This is a genomic window from Azospirillum sp. P4_B5 (genome assembly GCF_056402275.1).
The window spans coordinates 1-17665 of sequence record NZ_JBFUHT010000074.1 but is presented as its reverse complement, the minus strand read 5'-3'; the positions used below and the strand labels follow the sequence as shown (position 1 = coordinate 17665).

The 17665-nt window shown below is 63.4% G+C and carries 19 protein-coding genes and 2 pseudogenes; 14 read left to right on the top strand and 7 right to left on the bottom strand.

Annotated elements, in window-relative coordinates:
• Positions 1-129, top strand: a pseudogene (locus tag AC1DVI_RS30690) (IS5/IS1182 family transposase); the annotation flags it as partial.
• A 12-nt stretch (positions 130-141) separates the two neighbouring features.
• Here AC1DVI_RS30690 and AC1DVI_RS30685 read toward each other — a convergent pair.
• Positions 142-943: pseudogene (locus AC1DVI_RS30685) on the bottom strand (transposase); the annotation flags it as partial.
• Between the two features lie 296 nt (positions 944-1239).
• Between AC1DVI_RS30685 and AC1DVI_RS30680 the strand changes: the two are divergent.
• From AC1DVI_RS30680 to AC1DVI_RS30670, 3 genes are read left to right on the top strand one after another with little or no spacing between them, the layout of a single operon-like run.
• Positions 1240-1596, top strand: a complete 357-nt coding sequence (locus tag AC1DVI_RS30680; protein ID WP_476961196.1) for a HigA family addiction module antitoxin — start codon at positions 1240-1242, stop codon at positions 1594-1596.
• The gene (locus AC1DVI_RS30675) at positions 1580-3079 is read left to right on the top strand and encodes an ATPase domain-containing protein (protein ID WP_476961195.1); all 1500 of its coding nucleotides are present in this window, start codon (positions 1580-1582) and stop codon (positions 3077-3079) included. Before AC1DVI_RS30680 ends, AC1DVI_RS30675 begins: the two co-directional genes overlap by 17 nt.
• A complete protein-coding gene (locus tag AC1DVI_RS30670; RefSeq protein WP_476961194.1) occupies positions 3076-5208 on the top strand; it encodes an ATP-binding protein in 2133 nt (710 codons plus the stop codon). The genes AC1DVI_RS30675 and AC1DVI_RS30670 overlap by 4 nt, the downstream gene beginning before the upstream one ends.
• 668 nt (positions 5209-5876) lie before the next feature.
• Here the strand turns inward: AC1DVI_RS30670 and AC1DVI_RS30665 are convergent.
• Positions 5877-6170, bottom strand: coding sequence for an SDR family oxidoreductase (locus tag AC1DVI_RS30665; RefSeq protein WP_476961197.1), 294 nt, complete (start codon positions 6168-6170; stop codon positions 5877-5879).
• A gap of 70 nt (positions 6171-6240) precedes the next feature.
• Here AC1DVI_RS30665 and AC1DVI_RS30660 point away from each other — a divergent pair, with 70 nt between their 5' ends.
• The 3 genes from AC1DVI_RS30660 (at position 6241) to AC1DVI_RS30650 (ending at position 7731) form a co-directional block, all read left to right on the top strand.
• Positions 6241-6672 (top strand): hypothetical protein, encoded by a 432-nt coding sequence (locus AC1DVI_RS30660; RefSeq protein WP_476961193.1) that lies wholly within the window; start codon positions 6241-6243, stop codon positions 6670-6672.
• A 124-nt stretch (positions 6673-6796) separates the two neighbouring features.
• Positions 6797-7252 (top strand): hypothetical protein, encoded by a 456-nt coding sequence (locus tag AC1DVI_RS30655; RefSeq protein ID WP_476961192.1) that lies wholly within the window; start codon positions 6797-6799, stop codon positions 7250-7252.
• Positions 7252-7731 carry an ImmA/IrrE family metallo-endopeptidase gene (locus AC1DVI_RS30650; protein WP_476961191.1) on the top strand — a complete coding sequence of 160 codons (480 nt, stop codon included), beginning with the start codon at positions 7252-7254 and terminating at the stop codon, positions 7729-7731. Before AC1DVI_RS30655 ends, AC1DVI_RS30650 begins: the two co-directional genes overlap by 1 nt.
• Before the next feature lie 53 nt (positions 7732-7784).
• Here the strand turns inward: AC1DVI_RS30650 and AC1DVI_RS30645 are convergent, their stop codons facing one another.
• A complete protein-coding gene (locus AC1DVI_RS30645) occupies positions 7785-8015 on the bottom strand; it encodes a DUF6471 domain-containing protein (RefSeq protein ID WP_476961190.1) in 231 nt (76 codons plus the stop codon).
• 112 nt (positions 8016-8127) lie between these two features.
• Between AC1DVI_RS30645 and AC1DVI_RS30640 the strand changes: the two genes are divergently transcribed.
• Positions 8128-9102 (top strand): IS1595 family transposase, encoded by a 975-nt coding sequence (locus AC1DVI_RS30640; RefSeq protein ID WP_476961189.1) that lies wholly within the window; start codon positions 8128-8130, stop codon positions 9100-9102.
• A gap of 20 nt (positions 9103-9122) precedes the next feature.
• Here the strand turns inward: AC1DVI_RS30640 and AC1DVI_RS30635 are convergent, their stop codons facing one another.
• The 3 genes from AC1DVI_RS30635 to AC1DVI_RS30625 all read right to left on the bottom strand — a co-directional run bounded on the left by AC1DVI_RS30635 (position 9123) and on the right by AC1DVI_RS30625 (position 11208).
• The gene (locus AC1DVI_RS30635; RefSeq protein ID WP_476961188.1) at positions 9123-10034 is read right to left on the bottom strand and encodes a P63C domain-containing protein; all 912 of its coding nucleotides are present in this window, start codon (positions 10032-10034) and stop codon (positions 9123-9125) included.
• 290 nt (positions 10035-10324) lie between these two features.
• A complete protein-coding gene (locus AC1DVI_RS30630; protein WP_476961187.1) occupies positions 10325-10882 on the bottom strand; it encodes an oxidoreductase in 558 nt (185 codons plus the stop codon).
• Positions 10879-11208 carry a nuclear transport factor 2 family protein gene (locus tag AC1DVI_RS30625; protein ID WP_476961186.1) on the bottom strand — a complete coding sequence of 110 codons (330 nt, stop codon included), beginning with the start codon at positions 11206-11208 and terminating at the stop codon, positions 10879-10881. Before AC1DVI_RS30625 ends, AC1DVI_RS30630 begins: the two co-directional genes overlap by 4 nt.
• A 96-nt stretch (positions 11209-11304) precedes the next feature.
• Here AC1DVI_RS30625 and AC1DVI_RS30620 point away from each other — a divergent pair, with 96 nt between their 5' ends.
• The gene (locus tag AC1DVI_RS30620) at positions 11305-12213 is read left to right on the top strand and encodes a LysR family transcriptional regulator (protein WP_476961185.1); all 909 of its coding nucleotides are present in this window, start codon (positions 11305-11307) and stop codon (positions 12211-12213) included.
• Between the two features lie 345 nt (positions 12214-12558).
• On the opposite strand, the gene AC1DVI_RS30615 is transcribed toward AC1DVI_RS30620, so the two are convergent.
• On the bottom strand, positions 12559-13419 hold the full coding sequence (locus AC1DVI_RS30615) for a LysR family transcriptional regulator (protein ID WP_476961184.1): 861 nt from the start codon (positions 13417-13419) through the stop codon (positions 12559-12561).
• A 266-nt stretch (positions 13420-13685) separates the two neighbouring features.
• On the opposite strand from AC1DVI_RS30615, the gene AC1DVI_RS30610 reads away from it, so the two are divergent.
• The 5 genes from AC1DVI_RS30610 (at position 13686) to AC1DVI_RS30590 (ending at position 17512) form a co-directional block, all read left to right on the top strand.
• On the top strand, positions 13686-13985 hold the full coding sequence (locus AC1DVI_RS30610; RefSeq protein ID WP_476961183.1) for an EthD family reductase: 300 nt from the start codon (positions 13686-13688) through the stop codon (positions 13983-13985).
• A 259-nt stretch (positions 13986-14244) separates the two neighbouring features.
• Positions 14245-15144 carry an NAD(P)-dependent oxidoreductase gene (locus AC1DVI_RS30605; RefSeq protein ID WP_476961182.1) on the top strand — a complete coding sequence of 300 codons (900 nt, stop codon included), beginning with the start codon at positions 14245-14247 and terminating at the stop codon, positions 15142-15144.
• The gene (locus tag AC1DVI_RS30600) at positions 15141-15965 is read left to right on the top strand and encodes an oxidoreductase (RefSeq protein ID WP_476961181.1); all 825 of its coding nucleotides are present in this window, start codon (positions 15141-15143) and stop codon (positions 15963-15965) included. The genes AC1DVI_RS30605 and AC1DVI_RS30600 overlap by 4 nt, the downstream gene beginning before the upstream one ends.
• A complete protein-coding gene (locus AC1DVI_RS30595; RefSeq protein ID WP_476961180.1) occupies positions 15923-16864 on the top strand; it encodes an alpha/beta fold hydrolase in 942 nt (313 codons plus the stop codon). The genes AC1DVI_RS30600 and AC1DVI_RS30595 overlap by 43 nt, the downstream gene beginning before the upstream one ends.
• Positions 16865-16981: 117 nt before the next feature.
• Entirely contained in the window at positions 16982-17512 is a 531-nt protein-coding gene (locus tag AC1DVI_RS30590) for a VOC family protein (RefSeq protein WP_476961179.1), read from the top strand.
• Positions 17513-17665: the final 153 nt, after the last annotated feature.

Genomic DNA, 17665 nt, shown 5'->3' with positions numbered 1-17665 from the left:
CGGCACTTGGTCGAGAACTTCTTCTGTAAGATCAAGGAATTCCGCCGCATCGCCACCCGCTACGACAAAACCGACACCAGTTTCGCGGCGGCCATCCAACTCGTAGCGACCGTCTTGGCAACCCGATGAATGTCAACAGACCCTAGTGCACTGCGCCCGGGACTCGCAGGCCCGGCAGTCCGCCGCCTTGAACCGGACCTTGATGTACGATGCGCTCGTCTTGTCCTGGTAGGCGCGCCAACTCAGCTCGGCCCGGGTGGGGCCGACGAGGTCGATGCCGAACGCATCACGCGCCGTGACGAGATGTGCCGCGCTAATGTAGGCGGCGTCCGCCAGATGGGTGGCGGGCGCCAACCCCTTGGTCGCCAACGCCGCGTGGATAGGCCCGGTCCGCATGGCCTCGTGGACATTGGCCGCCGTAGTGTCGGCGTGCACGATGAGGCGCGGCGCGTCCTCATCGCAGGTCTCGGTCAGGTGCACCATGTAGCCGGTCCACTCCTTGTCCTCCTTGGCACGGTAGCGGGCTTCGGGGTCGTAGGGCGATTCCAGGCGGTCCTCGCTGCCGCGCCCGCGGACCGCTTGCAATCGTGCCCGGCCCGGTCCCTCCGGGGGGGTCGGGAGAGGCCTCCCGCTCAAAATGGCGTCGCCAGACCGTCCGCAATGCCGCCAGCGTCGGCGGCGCCTCCGGCGCGTCCAGCGCGGCTAAAAGACGGAAGCCGTCGTCGCCGATTTGGCCGGCGTAGGCCTCGCGCGCGGTCGGAGTCTTGGGGAGCCGCAGGTCTTCAATACGGCGGCCATAGCGTTCGTACCTAGCCGGCGGGGCGAGAGCGCGCAACCAGGCGGGCTCGGCCGTGGCGACCGCGTTGAGAGCGGCGCGCAGCGTTTCGCCCAGGAGTTCCAGCCGGTTCAGCTTGCGCACGGCGGCGAGGACGTGAGTGGAATCCCGCCCGGTGCTGGGCGATACGCTTTTCAAAGTCAGCGATGATGCCGGAGACTTCGGCGCGCTTAGTGGTCAAGCCGGAGATCAGGTCGGTGTCGCCCATGGCTCCCTCTTCGGATCGAAATGGGCTATAGTGTAGCTAAATCAACGGCTTGATCGCTATTGGCGTGGGTGTGTTTGCTACCGAATACCGCATCCAGGCGGCTCTTCTATGCCAAAGGGACGATGACGTGTGTCCGAGCGTATTTTGTCACGCAAAGCGCTACATGTGATCCCACGGTTCCTTCTGGTCCTGGCCCATGCCCGTCTCACCCTCGCCGTCCGATGAGCCCCCGCCGCATCCCGGCGCCGTGCTGCGCAACCAGGTTCTGCCCGAACTCGGGCTGACGGTGAGCCGGGCCGCCCAGGAGCTCGCGATCGCCCGCCAGACGCTGCATCGCGTGCTGGCCGGCACCGCCGCCGTGACCCCCGAGATGGCCGCCCGGCTGGCCCGGCTCTGCGGCATACCCGGCCGATTCTGGCTCGACCTGCAACTGACGCACGATCTCTGGCATGCGCAGCGCGCCCTCGCCGGCACGCTCGAGCGCATTCCGGCCCACCCGCTGCCCGACATCCTCAAAACCGAGATCCTGACCCGCCATGGCCGCACCCTCTGACCCGACGCGTAAGGCCCGGACCGGCGTTGCCGGGCTCGACGACATCCTCGCCGGCGGCCTCACCCGGAACCGTGTTTTCCTGCTCGAGGGCAGCCCCGGCACCGGCAAGACCACAGTGGCCCTGCGATTCCTACTCGAGGGCGCCGCGGCCGGTGAACCCGGGCTCTACATTACCCTGTCGGAAACCGAGGGGGAGCTGCGCGAGGCCGCCGCCGCGCATGACTGGACGCTCAGCGATGCCATCACGGTCTTCGAACTGGTCCCGCCCGAGAGCCTGCTCGACGCGGCGCACCAGCAGAGCCTGCTCTACTCCGCGGACCTCGAACTCGGCGAGACGACCAGGCTCCTGTTCGAGGCGATCGAGCGCACCAAGCCGACGCGGATCGTGCTCGACAGCCTATCGGAGATCCGCCTGCTGGCCCAGGACTCGCTGCGCTACCGGCGTCAGATCCTGGCGCTCAAGCACTACTTTGCCCGGCACGGCGCCACCGTACTGCTGCTCGACGATCTCACCACCGACACCATGGACAAGACGGTCCACAGCATCGCGCATGGCGTGATCCGCCTGGAGATGCTGGCACCGGCTTACGGGGCGGAGCGGCGGCGTCTGCGCGTGCTCAAGTACCGCGGCCAGGCATACCGCGGCGGCTACCACGATTTCACGATCGCCACCGGCGGCCTCCGGGTGTTCCCCCGGCTCATCGCCGCCGAGCACCGCACCGACTTCACCGGCGAGCCTCTGGCCAGCGGCATCGCCGAACTCGACAGGCTGCTCGGCGGCGGGATGGAACGCGGCTCGAGCACCCTGATCCTCGGCCCCGCGGGCACCGGCAAGTCGCTGCTCGCTGTCCAGTTCGCGACCGCCGCCATGGCGCGGGGCGAGCGCGCGGCGCTGTTCGTCTTCGACGAGGAACTCGGCCTTCTGTTCGCCCGGACCAAGGCGCTGGGCTTCGACCTGGAAGCCCAGCGCGCCCGCGGCAGCCTGGTCGTCGAGCAGGTCGATGCGGCGGAGCTGTCACCCGGCGAGTTCACGCACCGGGTCCGCACCCTGGTCGACGCCCACCAGATCCGCACCGTGGCGATCGACAGCCTCAACGGTTACCAGGCGGCGATGCCGGAGGAGCAACTCCTGGTCCTGCACCTGCACGAGCTGCTCCTCTACCTGAACCGGCAAGGCGCGACGACCTTCCTCACCATCGCCCAGCACGGCCTGATCGGCGACATGCAGGCACCGATCGACGTCACCTACCTCGCCGACACCGTCGTGTTGCTGCGCTACTTCGAGGCATTGGGCCGGGTCCGGCGGGCGATCTCGGTCATCAAGAAGCGCGCCGGCGCGCACGAGAACACGATCCGTGAGTACCGCATCACCGACCAGGGCATCAGCCTCGGACCGCCTCTGGAGGCATTTCAGGGCGTGTTGCACGGCGTGCCGGTCTACGCCGGCCGGGGTGAGCCGTTGCTGCGGGACGACCCGACTTGAGCGGGTCCGAGACCGCGGAGCGGGCGCTGATCCTGGCGCCGCGCGGACGGGACGCCGCCGTCGCGTCGGCACTGCTGGGCGAGGCTGGGATCGGCGCGCACGCGTGTCCCGATCTGCCCGCGCTATGCCGGGCGCTGGACGAAGGCGCCGGGCTGCTCATCCTCGCCGAGGAAGCGGTGCGCACCGCCGACCTCCGAGGGCTCGCGGCCTGGATCGCCGCGCAGCCGCCATGGTCGGATCTTCCCGTCGTGCTGCTCACCATGCGCAGCGACGGCCCCGAGCGGACCTCGGAGGCCGCGCGGCTGACCGAACTGCTCGGGAACGTCACCTGCCTCGAACGCCCGTTTCACCCGACCACCCTGATCAGCATCGTGCGCACCGGCTTGCGCGGCCGCCGCCGGCAGTACGAAGCGCGGGCGCGGCTTGCCGAGCGCGACCGCCTTCTGGCGGACCTCGCCGACGAGCGGGCCCGCTTCGCGACCTTGGTCGAGCACCTGCCGGTCGGCGTCAGCTTGGTGGACCGGGACGGCCGGACCATGCTGTGCAACCCGGCATTCCGCCGCTTTCTCCCTGATGCGGTCATCCCGTCCCGGCAGCCGGATGGCGAGGAGACCTGGATCGCGTACGACGCGCAGGGCCGCCGTCTCACCCGGAATCAGTTTCCCGGGGCTCGGGCCTTGCGCGGCGACATGGTCCACGGCGTCGAGTTCGAGCATCGCCTGCCCGATGGATCACTGACCTGGACCCGGGTCAGTGGCGTGCCGGTGCACCACACGACGGGCGAGGTCAGCGGAGCGCTCGTGGTCATCGTCGACATCAGCGCCCAGAAAGCGGCGCAAGAGGCCCTGCAGCGTCTCACCGCGACGCTTGAGGCCACGGTGGCCGGGCGGACCCGCGAGCTGGCGACGACGCTGGAGCGGTTGCGCGGTGAGATCCGCGAGCGGGAGCGGGCCGAGGAGCAGCTTCGCCAGACGCAGAAGCTGGAAACCCTGGGCCAGCTCACCGGCGGGGTCGCGCATGACTTCAACAACCTGCTGATGGCCGTGCTCGGCAACCTCGAGCTGCTGCGCAAGCGCCTGCCCGCCGACGCCGCCACGGAGCGCCTGTTTGCGGGCGCTATGCAGGGCGCGCAGCGTGGGGCGACGCTGACCCAGCGGCTTTTGGCTTTCGCCCGCCGGCAGGACCTGCAGCCTCAGAGCGTCGATCTCACCGGGCTGCTGACCGGCATCAGGACATTGGTGGAGCGTTCGATCGGCCCGCGCGTGGTGGTCCGGATCGACGCGCCCGCCGTGCTGCCGCCAGCCCTGGTCGACCCCAACCAGCTCGAACTGGCGATCCTGAACCTGGCCGTCAACGCCCGCGACGCGATGCCCGACGGCGGCACGTTGAGCGTGAGCCTGGACGAGGTGCCGGCCGATGAGGCGCTTGGGCTGGCGCCCGGCACCTACCTGCGGCTGAGCGTTCGCGACACCGGCACCGGCATGGACGCGGACACCCTCGCGCGGGCGGTCGAGCCGTTCTTCTCGACCAAGGGCGTCGGCAAAGGCACCGGGCTTGGGTTGTCGATGGTCCATGGTCTGGCGGTGCAATCCGGTGGGGCGTTACGGCTGTCGAGCGTGCCCGGCCAGGGCACGCTGGCCGAGCTGTGGCTGCCGCAGGCGGCAGCAGTCCGGGCGGCGGAGCCGGTCGAGGTCTCGACTGTTGACGCACCATCCGCCACCATCCTGGTCGTCGACGACGATGCGCTGATCGCCATGAGCACCGTCGACATGCTGACCGACCTTGGGCACACCGTTCTGGAAGCGCATTCGGGTGCGCAAGCGCTCGACCTGCTGCGCGATGATCAAACGATCGACCTGCTGCTGACCGACTACGCGATGCCGGGCATGACCGGCGTTGAACTCATTGAGGCGGCCTGCGCGCTCCGGCCCGACCTGCCGGTGCTGCTGGCAACGGGCTATGCCGAGTTGTCAGAGGGCACGGCCACAGGCCTGCCGCGGCTCGCCAAGCCGTACACGCAGCATCAACTCGCGGCCGTGATCGCCAAGCTGCTGGCGAAAGCGTCGGAGACGACGATGCCGGTCGAGCGGAGCGGTGCTCTCCGATCCGTCTCACGCAAATCGGTCTGAGCCCGATGATTGCAGGTCCGTCTCACGCAATGAGGGTTCGATCTCAGGTAATTCGGGTTTGCCGTGGGCGATGGTCTCACCGATTGTGGGCCGGAAATGACCGATGAAATCAGGTTGGACCGTCGATGATTGCGGGCCGCTACACGTAGCGCGGGATGCCGAGGGAGCCGGCCGCGCCGAGCAGGGCGTCGGCAATCGGGCCCCCTTGAATCCAGCACGCTGACGCCTTTGCTCAAACGCCCCGTGGCTGCGGAACTGATCCATCGCACGCGCAACCCGACCAACGAGAGGCGGGTGATCGTGTCGCTGACGGACCAAGGACTGGCTCTGCGGACTGGCTCTGCGCTCCAAAGCCGGTTGCCTGGGCGATACATTGCTCCGTGCCTCCGGGCAGTCACCCGACGCTTTGGGAAAGCTCAACCGCGAGATTGCACAACTGCGCGACGCCGTTTACGCGCATATCGGCGGCTGGACGTCACTCGACGCACATTGATGAGCGGGGCGCACGATGGTGCAGGGTGAGGGCAGTGCGAGGATGATGCGCCCCAACCGATCCTGTGGTCGATCCAGGCGTGGACAAAGCTGGTGGCCGGGAGCGTCATGCCTACGCCACAGGACCCGCTGCTTCCCGACGCCCGCCACGGAGGGCGAACGTCGGGGCGATGACCTCAGACAGTCCGAACGGTGCCGCCGTCGATGATAAACTCGGCGCCGTGGATCGCGGCGGCGCGATCTGAGGCCAGATAGGCAATGAGATCGGCAACCTCATCGGGCTCGGCCGCACGCCCGATCGGGATCCCGCCCAGAGCATCAAGGACAACTTGCCGCGCCTCCTCAATCGTGCCGCCATTGGCGGCCTGCAGACGCTTCAGAAAGTCGAGGGACGACTTGGTCATGATCCAGCCGGGGGAGACGGCGTTGACCCGCACGCCCTTCGGTCCGGTATTCGGTAGCAAACACACCCACGGCCAGATATCCGACAACTCATTGATTTAGCTACACTATAGCCCATTCCCTTCCAACGAGGAAGCCATGGGCGACACCTACCTGATCTCCGGCTTGACGGCCAAGCGTGCCGAAGTCTCCGGCATCATCGCTGACCTTGAAAAGCGCATCGCCCAGCACCGGGCCGATCTGGTCCACATCGACGCCGTGCTTCGCCTATGCGCCCCGGATGTCGTCCCCGAAGAGATCGCACCCAAGGCCGTCAGGAAGCGCAACGACTGGTTCAAGCCGGGGGAACTGTCCCGCATGGTGCTGGACGTTCTCCGCATCGCACCAGCCCCCATGACCGTCCGAGACATCGCCGTCGAGGTGATGCAGCGCCGAGGGATGGACACCACCGATGCACGCACCGGGAAGCTAGTCACGAAGCTGGTTCACAACGCCGTCACCCGGCAAACCGCCGATCTGGTGGAGCGGGTGGATGACGGGAAGGTAACCGCATGGAAGATCGCTGCATAACATTTCCCTACATCTGCATACAATAGTATGAGTTGTATATAAATTGACAACCCGCTGTTGCGCTGAACACTATCCAAAAGGTCTATCCTGACTGCCGTAGTATCCGCCTTTCGGAGAAGCGTTCGTGGCATCACAAGTCCAGCCGACGAGTCCACCTCAGGCTCAAAGCCAGAAGAATGAAACTGCCGTATCTGTTGTAGCCCAGCCAGCTCTTAGCCAAGGAAAAGCTGACGGCACTAGTTTGCCGCAGCATGCTGTCGACTATATGTCAGTGATGTCAGTCGCATCTTCTGCCATATCAACAACGGCAACCGTCGCTGGAGTAGCGATGAGTTCGTTTGGCTTGGCGCTGACTATTTTGACTGTGTTTGGGATCATCAGCCTAAAGCGTTTGGTTACTGGTCATTGCGAGAAGGCGCTGAAAGCCTACCTAGAAGGAGAACGGTTCAAGAACAAGGTTGATACCGCCATCGCAGATGCGATACAAGCTAAATGGGCCAATGTCGTGGTTCTCCATAGCACCGGCGGCAGCCCTGAGAATGACGGGACCGTTGGCCCCACACCACCGAGAGGCATCTGATGCTGATGCAGCACAACAGCGCGGAGATAATCCGGCAGTTTCAGCAGACCCCTCCAGTAGACGTGGTGGGGCTCGCGTTAGCTCTTGGCGTTAATGTGTATGCGGATCAGCTTCCTGATGGCATCGCTGGCATGATCGTCCATCGCCCTACGTACGGAAGCCGATCAGGGTACTCGATCATTGTCAATTCCCGTGATCCACTTGTCCGACAGAGGTTCACCGTAGCGCATGAAATTGCGCATTTCGTTCTGCACAAGGAATTTATTGGTGACGGCCTCACTGAGAACGCCATGCATAGAGCTGAGGGGCTCAGCAACTGGCAGGAGGTTGAAGCCAACAAGATGGCGGCCGATATACTGATGCCAGTTGATTTAGTTTCTGCCGAGATTGGGGCAGGAAATAGAAGCTTAGAGACTTTGGCGACTAAGTTTAACGTATCGCAGATTGCGATGGCAATAAGACTCGGAATACAATCCTAAACCAGATCATCAAACACAGATGAGGCCCTGTCCGCTGACGGGGCCTTTATTTTTTATATGTCTTCCAATCGCACTGCTGAGCACCCAATCGCCTTCATGCTGGCGAGAAAGAACCACGTTGGGAAGGCGCCCCGGTTGATCTTCACCGTGACGGAGCCTTCAGTTTCCTCAATCCCCATGGCGGACAACCTGCGGGCCAGTTCGTCATAGGTCACATCATGCCGCTTCAACTCGGCCTTCATGAACCGCTTGGCGCGGCCTGCCCATTCGTCCTTCGCTTCCATGCTCGTTGCCTCTCGTTAGCGCATGGAAGCTAACATATGTGATAGCTTTTCCGTTGACAAGGATGGCAGACAAAGCTAACGTATCTGTAAGGAAACACACGGATACGTCATCATGCCGCAGCACTTCCTCATGTCCGCCACCGCACGCACCGTCAGCCTGAAACAGGTTGCGCGCATGACGGACGGGGAAGCCCGCGCGCTGTTCCGCCAAATCCGCTGGCCCGACACCAAGGGCGCTGCCGTGTGCCCCTACTGCGATTGCCCGAAGTGCTACGAGTACACCACTCGGAACGTGTTCAAGTGCAAGGCGTGCCGCCGCCAGTTCTCCGAAACGTCCGGCACCCTGTTTGCCTCGCGCAAGCTGCCGATCCGGGATTACCTGATCGCCATCATCATCTTCGTCAACGCGGTCAAGGGTATCTCCGCCCTCCAGCTCGGCCGCGATCTCGACGTGCAGTACAAGACGGCCTACGTTCTGGCCCACAAGCTCCGCGAAGCCATGGCGGCGGAAGTCCGTGGCGTCGTGCTGGGTGGCGACGGCGCCGACGTGGAAGTTGACGGCTGCTATGTCGGCGGTCACGTCCGCCCCGAGAACCGCAAGGAAGACCGGAAGGACCGTCGCCTTGCCGAGAACCAGACGGGCAAGCGTCAGGTGGTTGTCGTGGCCCGTGAGCGCGACGGCCGGACGGTCACCCAGGTCTTCCGCTCCGAAGAGGAAAGCGTCGCCTTCATCAAGGCCCGCGTTGATCGCGCCTCCACCGTCCATGCCGATGAAGCCGCCGGTTGGAACTCCCTCCATGCCCGCTTCAACATGAAGCGCATCAACCACCAGGAAGCCTACAGCGCGGATGACGCCTGCACCAATCAAGCGGAGTCATACTTCGCCCGTCTGCGCCGTGCGCAGTGGGGCCAGTATCACCGGATCGGCGGGAAGTACCTGAACCGCTACGCCGCTGAGATGGCGTGGCGGGAAGACCAGCGCCGGACCAGCAACGGCGAGCAGTTCCGCACCGTGGGCTTCCGTGCCGCCGCGCTGCCGCCGTCCGTCGATTGGTCCGGGTATTGGCAGCGCGGCCGGGCGGCCTGATCCGTAAACCTCCGTAGGCGCTACTCAATGTCGCCTAGATCGAAATCGGGCTGATTACCGAAGTTACGTTCAAACAGTCTCCAGAAAAATTCCTTCTTCCCTGGAGGCGTCGCTCGCAGCAAAGTCATTACCGCAATGAGTTGTGATTTGAAGTGCTCGCGACCGTGCGACACGGTTAGATGAGAGTGATGCTTACGCTTTCTTCTTCCGTTTGAGCCGGTTGGATTTAGTTCATCAAGTTTCGGAAGTACGGGAGTGGGCATTTGTTCGTAAATTACCTTACGTATAAAGGTTCCGGCGTATCGCGGTGTCCTATTGTCTTCCGAGTATCGCCACCCGTAAGTGCGGCACAGAAGCTGAGTGAACTCTGGGGGGATTTCCTGCACCCATGTCCTGTGTTCCGGCAAAACATACGCCTCAAGTATGGCTTGCAGTTCGTTCTGGGAGCGCCGCTCTTGATATCGCGTCTGCTCATCAATGAGAGCGATCAGGCCAATGTACGTTAGGCCCGCGGTTAATCTCCGGATCTCTTCAACGACATGAAGCTGGTTGGGCCTTAACGCCTTCGCTGCCGCCGCGCGCTGCCAGATGTCGCAGATCTCAAGAAATGCCCTGGCCGTGATGCCGTGTGCCGAGCGACCACCCTGCCTCGGCACGTACTCAATATAGTTCAGCACCACCGAAAGATCGTTTGGAAAGAATGGCTTAAGTGCTGCTGGGCGCAGAATGTGAGGGAGTGCAGCACCGCCATCCGCGTCCGGTCCAGCTTTGAAGTATCCTGTCCGTGAGCGTTTGAGAGCGCGCCCAATTCCTCGCTGGGACAGGACGCGCGTCCCGTCTTCCAGCACGGCGCATTCTATCTCTGCGTCGGCAAGTTTGATCGTTCCGTCAGCAATGGCCTTCGGGAGCGGGCTAGGAGTACGAGTATCCACGGCTGTACCTTTCTAGCTATTTCGCAAGTGCGAACTGCCTTGACGCCAGCGTCCCCCCAGTGCATTCTCAGAGTTGCTTAGATACTGGGTCGCCGCAGTCCGCTACGGTGCCCACTTCGATCAAAAGCCGGGGTCCGCACCCCGGCCTTTTCTCTTTTGACGCGAGCACCATCCTTTATTGTGGATTACGCGCCGATGGAGAGTCAAGCGACTCCGTTCGCATAAGTTCACTTCCCGTGCCCTTAGCGTTCCGCCCGAATGCGAGGCGAATATTTATATGCGTACGTTGGTTATGCCGTGGGTGTGTTTGCTACCGAATACCGCTTCGGTCCCAGTTCCTTGGAGATCGACTTGCTGTAGGTCCTGAGCGCGGCCTTTGCGGCGGCGTAGCCAGTGGTCGATTCGGGAAGCGGCAGGATCGATTGGATAGACGTGATATGCACAATCGCGCCGGCACCCCGTTCCATCATCTGCGGAGCCAAGAGGCGATCAAGGCGGACAGCGGCCAAAAGGTTAAGGTTCAGCTCGGCGAACCAGTGATCTTCCGTCAGGGCAAGAAAGCCGCCGCCAGGCGAGGCCGAGCCGCCGATCACATGAGCGAGGATGTCGATGCCGCCCATACGCTCGAGCGCCGCCTTGGCCAGGGCTGCCCCGCCCTCGGTTGTCGTCAGGTCTGCCTGGACGAACTCGACGCCGTCGATCGGCTGTGGAGTTCCGCGGGCGGCGGTGATCACCCGGGCGCCGCCGGCCAGGAAGCGATCGACGGTAGCGCGGCCCAAGCCCTTGGTGCCACCGCTGACGAGCACTCGTTTTCCCGCGAACTCAGTTGGGTCAGCCTTGATGTTCATACCGTGATCTCCAAGGCTTGGATCGCGTCGTGTTCGAGCGTGAAGCGATAGGTGAAGCGGATGGGGCTGCCCTTGAAGTCGCCATGGGCAGGACCTTCGGCCACGACTTGGCCGTTCTCGTCGCGAACTGTGTCCGGCGTGAAGATGGCCTTGACCGCAATCACCTCGTCTTCAAACAAGGTTCGCAGCTCGGCGTGGCCCTTGTGACGTTTTCCGTTGTCCAAGAGGACCGCGTCGGCGGCAAAAGGCGTCAGCATGCCGTCCACATCGAGTTGTGCATTGGCCTCGATATAGTCGGCTATGGGTTTGGGTGGTTCGATCGACATCGCTCGGCTCCTTGACGTTGCAAGGTTGATTTAGAGCCAAACATCAATCACGATAATCGGGGCAAACCGGCATGCGGCATTGCGAAAAGCGGGACAATGTCGAAACACGGTCTGATCGAATTTGATGCTGTTCTCGCCATTGCGCGGCGTGGATCGTTCCGGGCAGCGGCGCTGGAACTTGGCCTGTCGACCACCGCACTGAGCAACGTCATCGGGAAGCTGGAGCGTCAACTCGGCGTCCGACTGTTCAATCGCACGACCCGGAGCGTCTCCCTGACCGACGCGGGGCGGCAGTTCGTGGACAAAATCGGTCCCGCGCTCCAGGACATCCATGAGGCGATGGAAAACGCCCAGTCGCAGCAGGATACGCCATCGGGCACCTTGCGGATCAACAGCTTTGCCGCGGCCGCGCGGGAGATCCTTCCCCTCCTGCTCCAGTTCCTGCGGCTCTATCCGCAGGTCCATGTCGATCTCGTCACCGAGGGCCGACTCATCGACATCGTCGCGGACGGTTTCGATCTCGGCATCCGCACCGCGGACCTCGTCCCCAGCGACATGATCGCGGTGCCGCTTGGTCCGCGCCGCCGCTATGCGGTGGTTGCATCACCGGGCTATTTCCGGACTCGGGACCAGCCGAGGTCGCCCTCCGACCTGTTTTCCCATCCGTGCATCCGCGTGAGATTGCCCAATGGAGCGCTGTATCGGTGGCAGTTCGAGAAGGGTGGACAGCCGATCCAGATCGACGTGGACGGCCCGATCACCCTGGATGAGGCCAGCCTCGCCCGCATGGCCGTGCTGGAGGATGTGGGGATCGGCTTCTTCATGGAGTCCGACGTGCAAGGCGATCTTGCCGCCGGCCGCCTGGTTCGCATTCTCGAAGACTGGACCCCGCCCCTGGAACAGCTTTGCCTCTACTATCCCAGCCGGCGACACTCGTCTGCCGCGTTCAAAGCATTCATTGATCTTGCCCGGAAATTTTCTGCTTCAACAACTGCGACGGCTTGATCATCGCCGCAGGGTTCCATTGCAAAGATTGACGGCGGGCGGCGATCGCCCCGCCCTTTCGCGACAGCACTCATACCGGTTCCGCCGAACCCACGACGAGGTGCGCAACTTCCTACGCCCGGCAACCCGGCGCAACCAGCACGTCTCTGCGGCGCAGCGACGGGCGATCCATGTCCAAAAAGTCGCTGCTCTGCGCGATATGATCGGCCTCGCGTCGTTCACGGCGCCCGCCGCCAGACCTTCGGCATCGTCGACTCAGGTATGGCGCGACACCTGACGGAACCGAGACGACTGCAGCGATCTTGGAGTTTCTCGGACAACCTTGAATCATCTCCGGGCCGCACATCATGCGGTCGCATTCACGAGATGGCCCGATACGGTCGAGATGAACGCACGAAGACGCTGAAGACGCCGCAGGTCCCGGTGATATCCCATCCAGATCTCTCGCGCCGGCGGCGGCGTCGGCAGGTCCAGTCTGCGAATACCCGGGATCTGATTGCCGACCACGCGGGGCAGGACGGCGATTCCGACGCCTTGCCTGCACATGCGCCCCTGGACGTTCCGGTTGTTCGATCGCAGGATCGGCCTCGCGTTGGGGAAACTCTCGATGAGCCACGCGATGTCAGGGAAATGGCCGGTGGACGTGTCGTGGGTGATCAGCCGGAAACCGGTCCCATCGCCATATTTCGGCTCCTGCGCCTCTTCCGCGATGTAAACGCCGTACTCAAGGCGGAAGAGCCGTCGCTGAACAACGTCAGCGGTGTCGAACGGAACGATACGGAAAGCGACGTCGGCCTCCCGCTGGGCGAGATTGAACAGGCGCGTGCCGGTCAGGATCTCGACGTCGACATTGGGGTAGGCTTTCGAGAAATCCGCCAGGATGGGAGGCAAGACATAGGCCCCGAACCAGTCCGCGGATGAAATGCGCAGACTGCCTTTGAGGTTCTGCTCCTGCCCCGCAAGCCGGCGCTCCATCGCCAGCGCGCTTTCCTCCATCTGCTCCGCCAGCGCGATGATCCCGTGGCCCTCTTCGGTCAGAACAAGACCGTCCGCGGTGCGCTGGAAGAGCGTGTGACCGATCGCCTGCTCAAGTGCGCGGAGGCGCCGGCCAACGGTCGGATGGCTTGTCTGAAGAGAACGCGCGGCGGCGCCGAGTGTGCCGGATCGCGCAATCGCGAGAAAGACTCTGACGTCACTCCATTCCATGACAACCACCCACACAAAACTGAACGCCGGGAGTACAGTTATGTCACTTACTGAACAAATCCAAATGCCTAGATTGCCATCATCGTCTGGAGATGCGTCCTTCTGCGGATCCGCCAGACCCATGCGGGCCGCCGCTTGGGTGAAGGAATCGTGACCCTGGCTGTGGGGCCCAAGGAAAGCTCGTCCGGACGGAACAGAGAGGATTTTCCTGAGGGGTCGCGGAACGCGGCGGCCCGCCTCGATACTCGCAAATGAGGACCTCGACGATGATCACGATGCTGGTGACCTATGCGGGCGATGAGGAAACGCCGTTCGACCGCGACCATTGGATCAACGTGCACTTCCCGCTCGTGCGGGAAAGCTGGGGACGTTATGGGCTGGTAAGCGCCGGTGGGTTCTTCCCGCAAGGTGACGGTGCCGGGCTAATCGCGGTCGGGGTCGTCAACTTCCACGACGAGGCCGCCATGAAAGCGGCGCTCAACTCGCCCGAGACCGCCCAGGTCATGGCTGACGTCGACATCGTCACCGCCGTGAAACCGCAGCGCAGCATCGTGAAGCCACTCTGAGCGGCACAGCGGCGCCTGTCGATTGCCGGGGCCGCTGAGCTCTCCAGGTCTGCGCCCCGGCGCGTCGCAGCGATCGGCGGTGCTCTCTATGCACTCAGCGGGGCGTGCGCCGATGCCGGCCAACTTGCTCACGTCTTCATTGTGGCTCTCCTCTGCATCGCCACCCGCCAACTCGTCGGCGCAGGTCTCGGCCTGATGATCGCCCGGCAGCCTGCGTCCGATCCCGCGCACAGCTCTCATCCGAAACAGGAGATAGAACATGCAGATCGGGTTTGTCGGTCTCGGCAATATGGGCTCGGCAATGGCCCTGAACCTCGTGAAGGCAGGCCATGACGTGCGGGCCTGGAACCGTAGCAAGGTCGCTCAGGAAAGCGTTCCCGGGGTAATGCTGGTCAAGCGCGCGACGGATGCATTCCAAGCTGACGCAGTCTTCACGATGCTATCCGACGACCCTGCCATTCGGGAGGTGATCCTCGATGCCGGCCTGCTGGCAAGCGCGCAACCAGGGCTGACCCATGTTGTCACATCGACGATCTCGGTCGCCTTCGCGCGGGAACTGGAGCTGCTGCACGAAGAGGCAGGCCTTGGCTATGTGTCCGCACCGGTCCTCGGGCGACCGAACGTAGCGGCGAGTGGCCAGCTTAACATCCTGGCGGCCGGGAAGGCCGATGCCGTTGCCGCGGTCGAGCCGCTGCTCGCTTCACTCAGCAAAAAGGTCTGGAGGTTGGGGGAGAGCCCCGCTCGGGCGAATACGGCGAAGCTCGCCTGCAATATGATGATCGCCATGGCTATCGAGGCGATGGCCGAGGGTGTCGTGCTGACCGAGAGCGTCGGCCTCGACCGTGCGGATTTCTTTGAACTCATCCTAGGCACCCTTTTCTCGGGTCGCGCCTACGAGAGCTACAGCGCGCAGATCGCGGAACGGTCATTCGAGCCGGGTTTCAAAGCCGAGCTCGCGCTCAAGGACATGCGTCTCGCGACCGAGGCCAGCAACGAGATCGGGCGCACGCTCCCGATGCTCGAAGCGGTCCGCGAGGGGCTCGGCAAAGCTGTCTCGGCGGGCTTCGGGAAGAAGGATTGGTCGATCATGGCCGACATGACGGTTCGCGGCGGCGACAGCCTGGCGTCGTCTGAAACCAACTCGGAGAAGAAACAATGAAGACTTGGCTCATCACCGGCTGCTCGAGCGGCTTCGGGCAGCGCCTCGCGCTCGCCGCGGCACAACGCGGCGATCAGGTCATCGCGACGGCCCGTGATGTCAAAACGATCGAAGACATGGCCGAGCCTTTCGGCGGCCGCATGATCACCTTGCCGCTGGACGTGACGGATGCGGCGGCAACCAAGGCAGCGGTCGCAAAGGCGGTCGAGACATTCGGCGGGTTTGACCTGCTCGTGAACAATGCCGGCTACGGACTGTTCGGCGCGATCGAGGAAGGCACGCCCGAAGACTATCGGCCGATGTTTGAGGTGAACGTCTTCGGTCTGATCGAAACCACCAGAGCCGCCCTGCCCGTCCTGCGACAGTCGGGCGGAACGATCGTCAACATGTCGTCCGGCGCCGGCATCGCGGGCAGCGGCGGCGGAGGTTATTACAACGCCGCCAAGTTCGCCGTGGAAGGGATTTCCGAAGCGCTTGCCAGCGAGCTGAAGCCGTTCGGCATCCGCGTGCTGATTGTCGAGCCTGGGCCGTTTCGCACCGATTTCCTTGGCCGTTCGATCAGGATGGCGGCCAACGAGATGCCGGAATACGCCGCGAGCTCGCGCAAGCACTACCGCGAAACCAACAACGGCAATCAGGCGGGCGATCCCGACAAGGCGATCACGGTGATCCTGCAGGCAGTCGACGCCGATGACGCCCCGCTTCATTTGCCACTCGGCCCCATCGCGCACGCGATCGCCGAACGAAAGCTGGCTGCGTTCCGCAGCGATATCGACGCTTGGCGCGACATCTCGATCGCCACCGATTTCGATCAGCACTGAGCGCTGGCCGCGAGCTTTGTTTAAACGTCAACATCGACTGGAAAGCGATCATGATCGCAACTTTGAAGGGGTTTACCCAGCAGCTGGTGCCGGTGAATGGCATCAAGATCAACGCTGTCACGGGAGGCTCAGGCCAGCCGATCCTTCTGCTTCACGGCTGGCCGGAAACATGGTGGGAATGGCACAATGTGATGCCGCTGTTGGCCGAGGATGTCAGCGTGGTGGCCATCGATCTGCGCGGCGCGGGCTTTTCCGACTGCCCGCTCGACGGCTATGACAAGGCAACGATGGCGCGCGACGCGCACGAGGTCATGATTGCCCTCGGGCATGAACACTACGCCGTGTGCGGACATGACATCGGCGGAATGGTCGCCTTGCCGCAGGCCGCCATCTACCGGGAGGCTGTCACCCACTTGGCCGTCCTCGACGTTCCGCTTCCCGGCTGGACCGGATGGGAGGCTACGACCGCAGGGCTCTGGCACTTCAGCTTCCATATGAACCGGGATCTACCCGAGCGCCTGATCCATGGCCGTGAATATGACTATGTTTCGACTTTCATGGCAGAGCGTTTCTACGATCACAGCACCTTCAATCCGGCGGACATCGAGATCTATGCGAAGGCGATGGCTCTTCCTGGCCGCACGCGCGGCGGCATGGAATGGTATCGCACCCTCGCCGCCGATCATGCGGCGGCTCTTGAGTACAAGAAGACCCCCCTCGGGATACCGGTGCTCGGTCTGGGTGGGGACCAGCGGTTCGGTGCGCAGATGGTGCCGATGCTCAAGGAGTTTGCCAGTCAAGTGACAGGTGGCTCGATCGCGCGGTGCAGCCACTATGTCGCGGATGAGCGGCCCAATGAAGTCGCGGCCGCCCTGATCGATTTCCTCAAGGCCAACTGAAACTAAGACCAGCTGAAACTCTGCGCCCGCGCCGTCGCGGGCTGGGCGGATCGCGACGCTGCGGGCGAATTGCACCCGAAGCGGTCGCGATGGATCGACAAAATCAAGGAGACTGTCATGACCGCACCCCTCATTCGCGGCGTCAATCATATCGGTATTACGGTGCCCGACATTGAAGCGGCAAAATCGTTCCTGGTGAAAGCCTTTGGCGGCCAGGTGATCTACCAATCCTTCGGACCGCAGGATCCATCGCGGCAGGGACCCGAATTCGAGCGGGCCGTCGGCGCTTTCCCCGGAACGGTCGTGCGTGCGCAGGCGATGGTCAAGATCGGAACCGGACCCGATATCGAACTCTTCGAAATGCACGGCCCCGAGCAAGCCCAGCCGATCCGGGCGAGCGACTTCGGCATCACGCACTTCGCTCTCTACACCGACGACATCGACGCATCGGTCGAGCGCTTCGAGAAGGCTGGAGGCACCCCCCTCACCGCGCCGCGCGCTATTCCCTATGCTACCGAGAAAGGTCCTGGAAACAAGGTCTGCTACTGCCGCATGCCCTGGGGCACGACGATAGAATTCATCACCACGCCGGACCGTATGCCCTATCATGACCAGACCGATCTGCGCAGGTGGCAGGACGAGGACTGAGCAGGGGAGCTATGCGGGAAAGTGGGTGATGACGGTCTGAAGAAGGCGGCGTATCGAGGCGGGTGACGAAGCCTGCCAGAACCTCCACGAGGGAGCGATACGCCATGGACGAGATTAGCAAGGTTGTCCGCTTACGTCAGCCGGAGGAGATCG

What these genes read in the sequence shown, in the direction of transcription:
- AC1DVI_RS30605 (WP_476961182.1), top strand. Translation starts at nt 14,245, where the DNA reads ATGCAGATCGGGTTTGTCGGTCTCGGCAATATGGGCTCGGCAATGGCC.
- AC1DVI_RS30650 (WP_476961191.1), top strand. Translation starts at nt 7,252, where the DNA reads ATGCTGATGCAGCACAACAGCGCGGAGATAATCCGGCAGTTTCAGCAG.
- AC1DVI_RS30610 (WP_476961183.1), top strand. Translation starts at nt 13,686, where the DNA reads ATGATCACGATGCTGGTGACCTATGCGGGCGATGAGGAAACGCCGTTC.
- AC1DVI_RS30590 (WP_476961179.1), top strand. Translation starts at nt 16,982, where the DNA reads ATGACCGCACCCCTCATTCGCGGCGTCAATCATATCGGTATTACGGTG.
- AC1DVI_RS30645 (WP_476961190.1), bottom strand. Translation starts at nt 8,015, where the DNA reads ATGGAAGCGAAGGACGAATGGGCAGGCCGCGCCAAGCGGTTCATGAAG.
- AC1DVI_RS30630 (WP_476961187.1), bottom strand. Translation starts at nt 10,882, where the DNA reads ATGAACATCAAGGCTGACCCAACTGAGTTCGCGGGAAAACGAGTGCTC.
- AC1DVI_RS30625 (WP_476961186.1), bottom strand. Translation starts at nt 11,208, where the DNA reads ATGTCGATCGAACCACCCAAACCCATAGCCGACTATATCGAGGCCAAT.
- AC1DVI_RS30620 (WP_476961185.1), top strand. Translation starts at nt 11,305, where the DNA reads ATGTCGAAACACGGTCTGATCGAATTTGATGCTGTTCTCGCCATTGCG.
- AC1DVI_RS30640 (WP_476961189.1), top strand. Translation starts at nt 8,128, where the DNA reads ATGCCGCAGCACTTCCTCATGTCCGCCACCGCACGCACCGTCAGCCTG.
- AC1DVI_RS30680 (WP_476961196.1), top strand. Translation starts at nt 1,240, where the DNA reads ATGCCCGTCTCACCCTCGCCGTCCGATGAGCCCCCGCCGCATCCCGGC.
- AC1DVI_RS30660 (WP_476961193.1), top strand. Translation starts at nt 6,241, where the DNA reads ATGGGCGACACCTACCTGATCTCCGGCTTGACGGCCAAGCGTGCCGAA.
- AC1DVI_RS30675 (WP_476961195.1), top strand. Translation starts at nt 1,580, where the DNA reads ATGGCCGCACCCTCTGACCCGACGCGTAAGGCCCGGACCGGCGTTGCC.
- AC1DVI_RS30600 (WP_476961181.1), top strand. Translation starts at nt 15,141, where the DNA reads ATGAAGACTTGGCTCATCACCGGCTGCTCGAGCGGCTTCGGGCAGCGC.
- AC1DVI_RS30615 (WP_476961184.1), bottom strand. Translation starts at nt 13,419, where the DNA reads ATGGAATGGAGTGACGTCAGAGTCTTTCTCGCGATTGCGCGATCCGGC.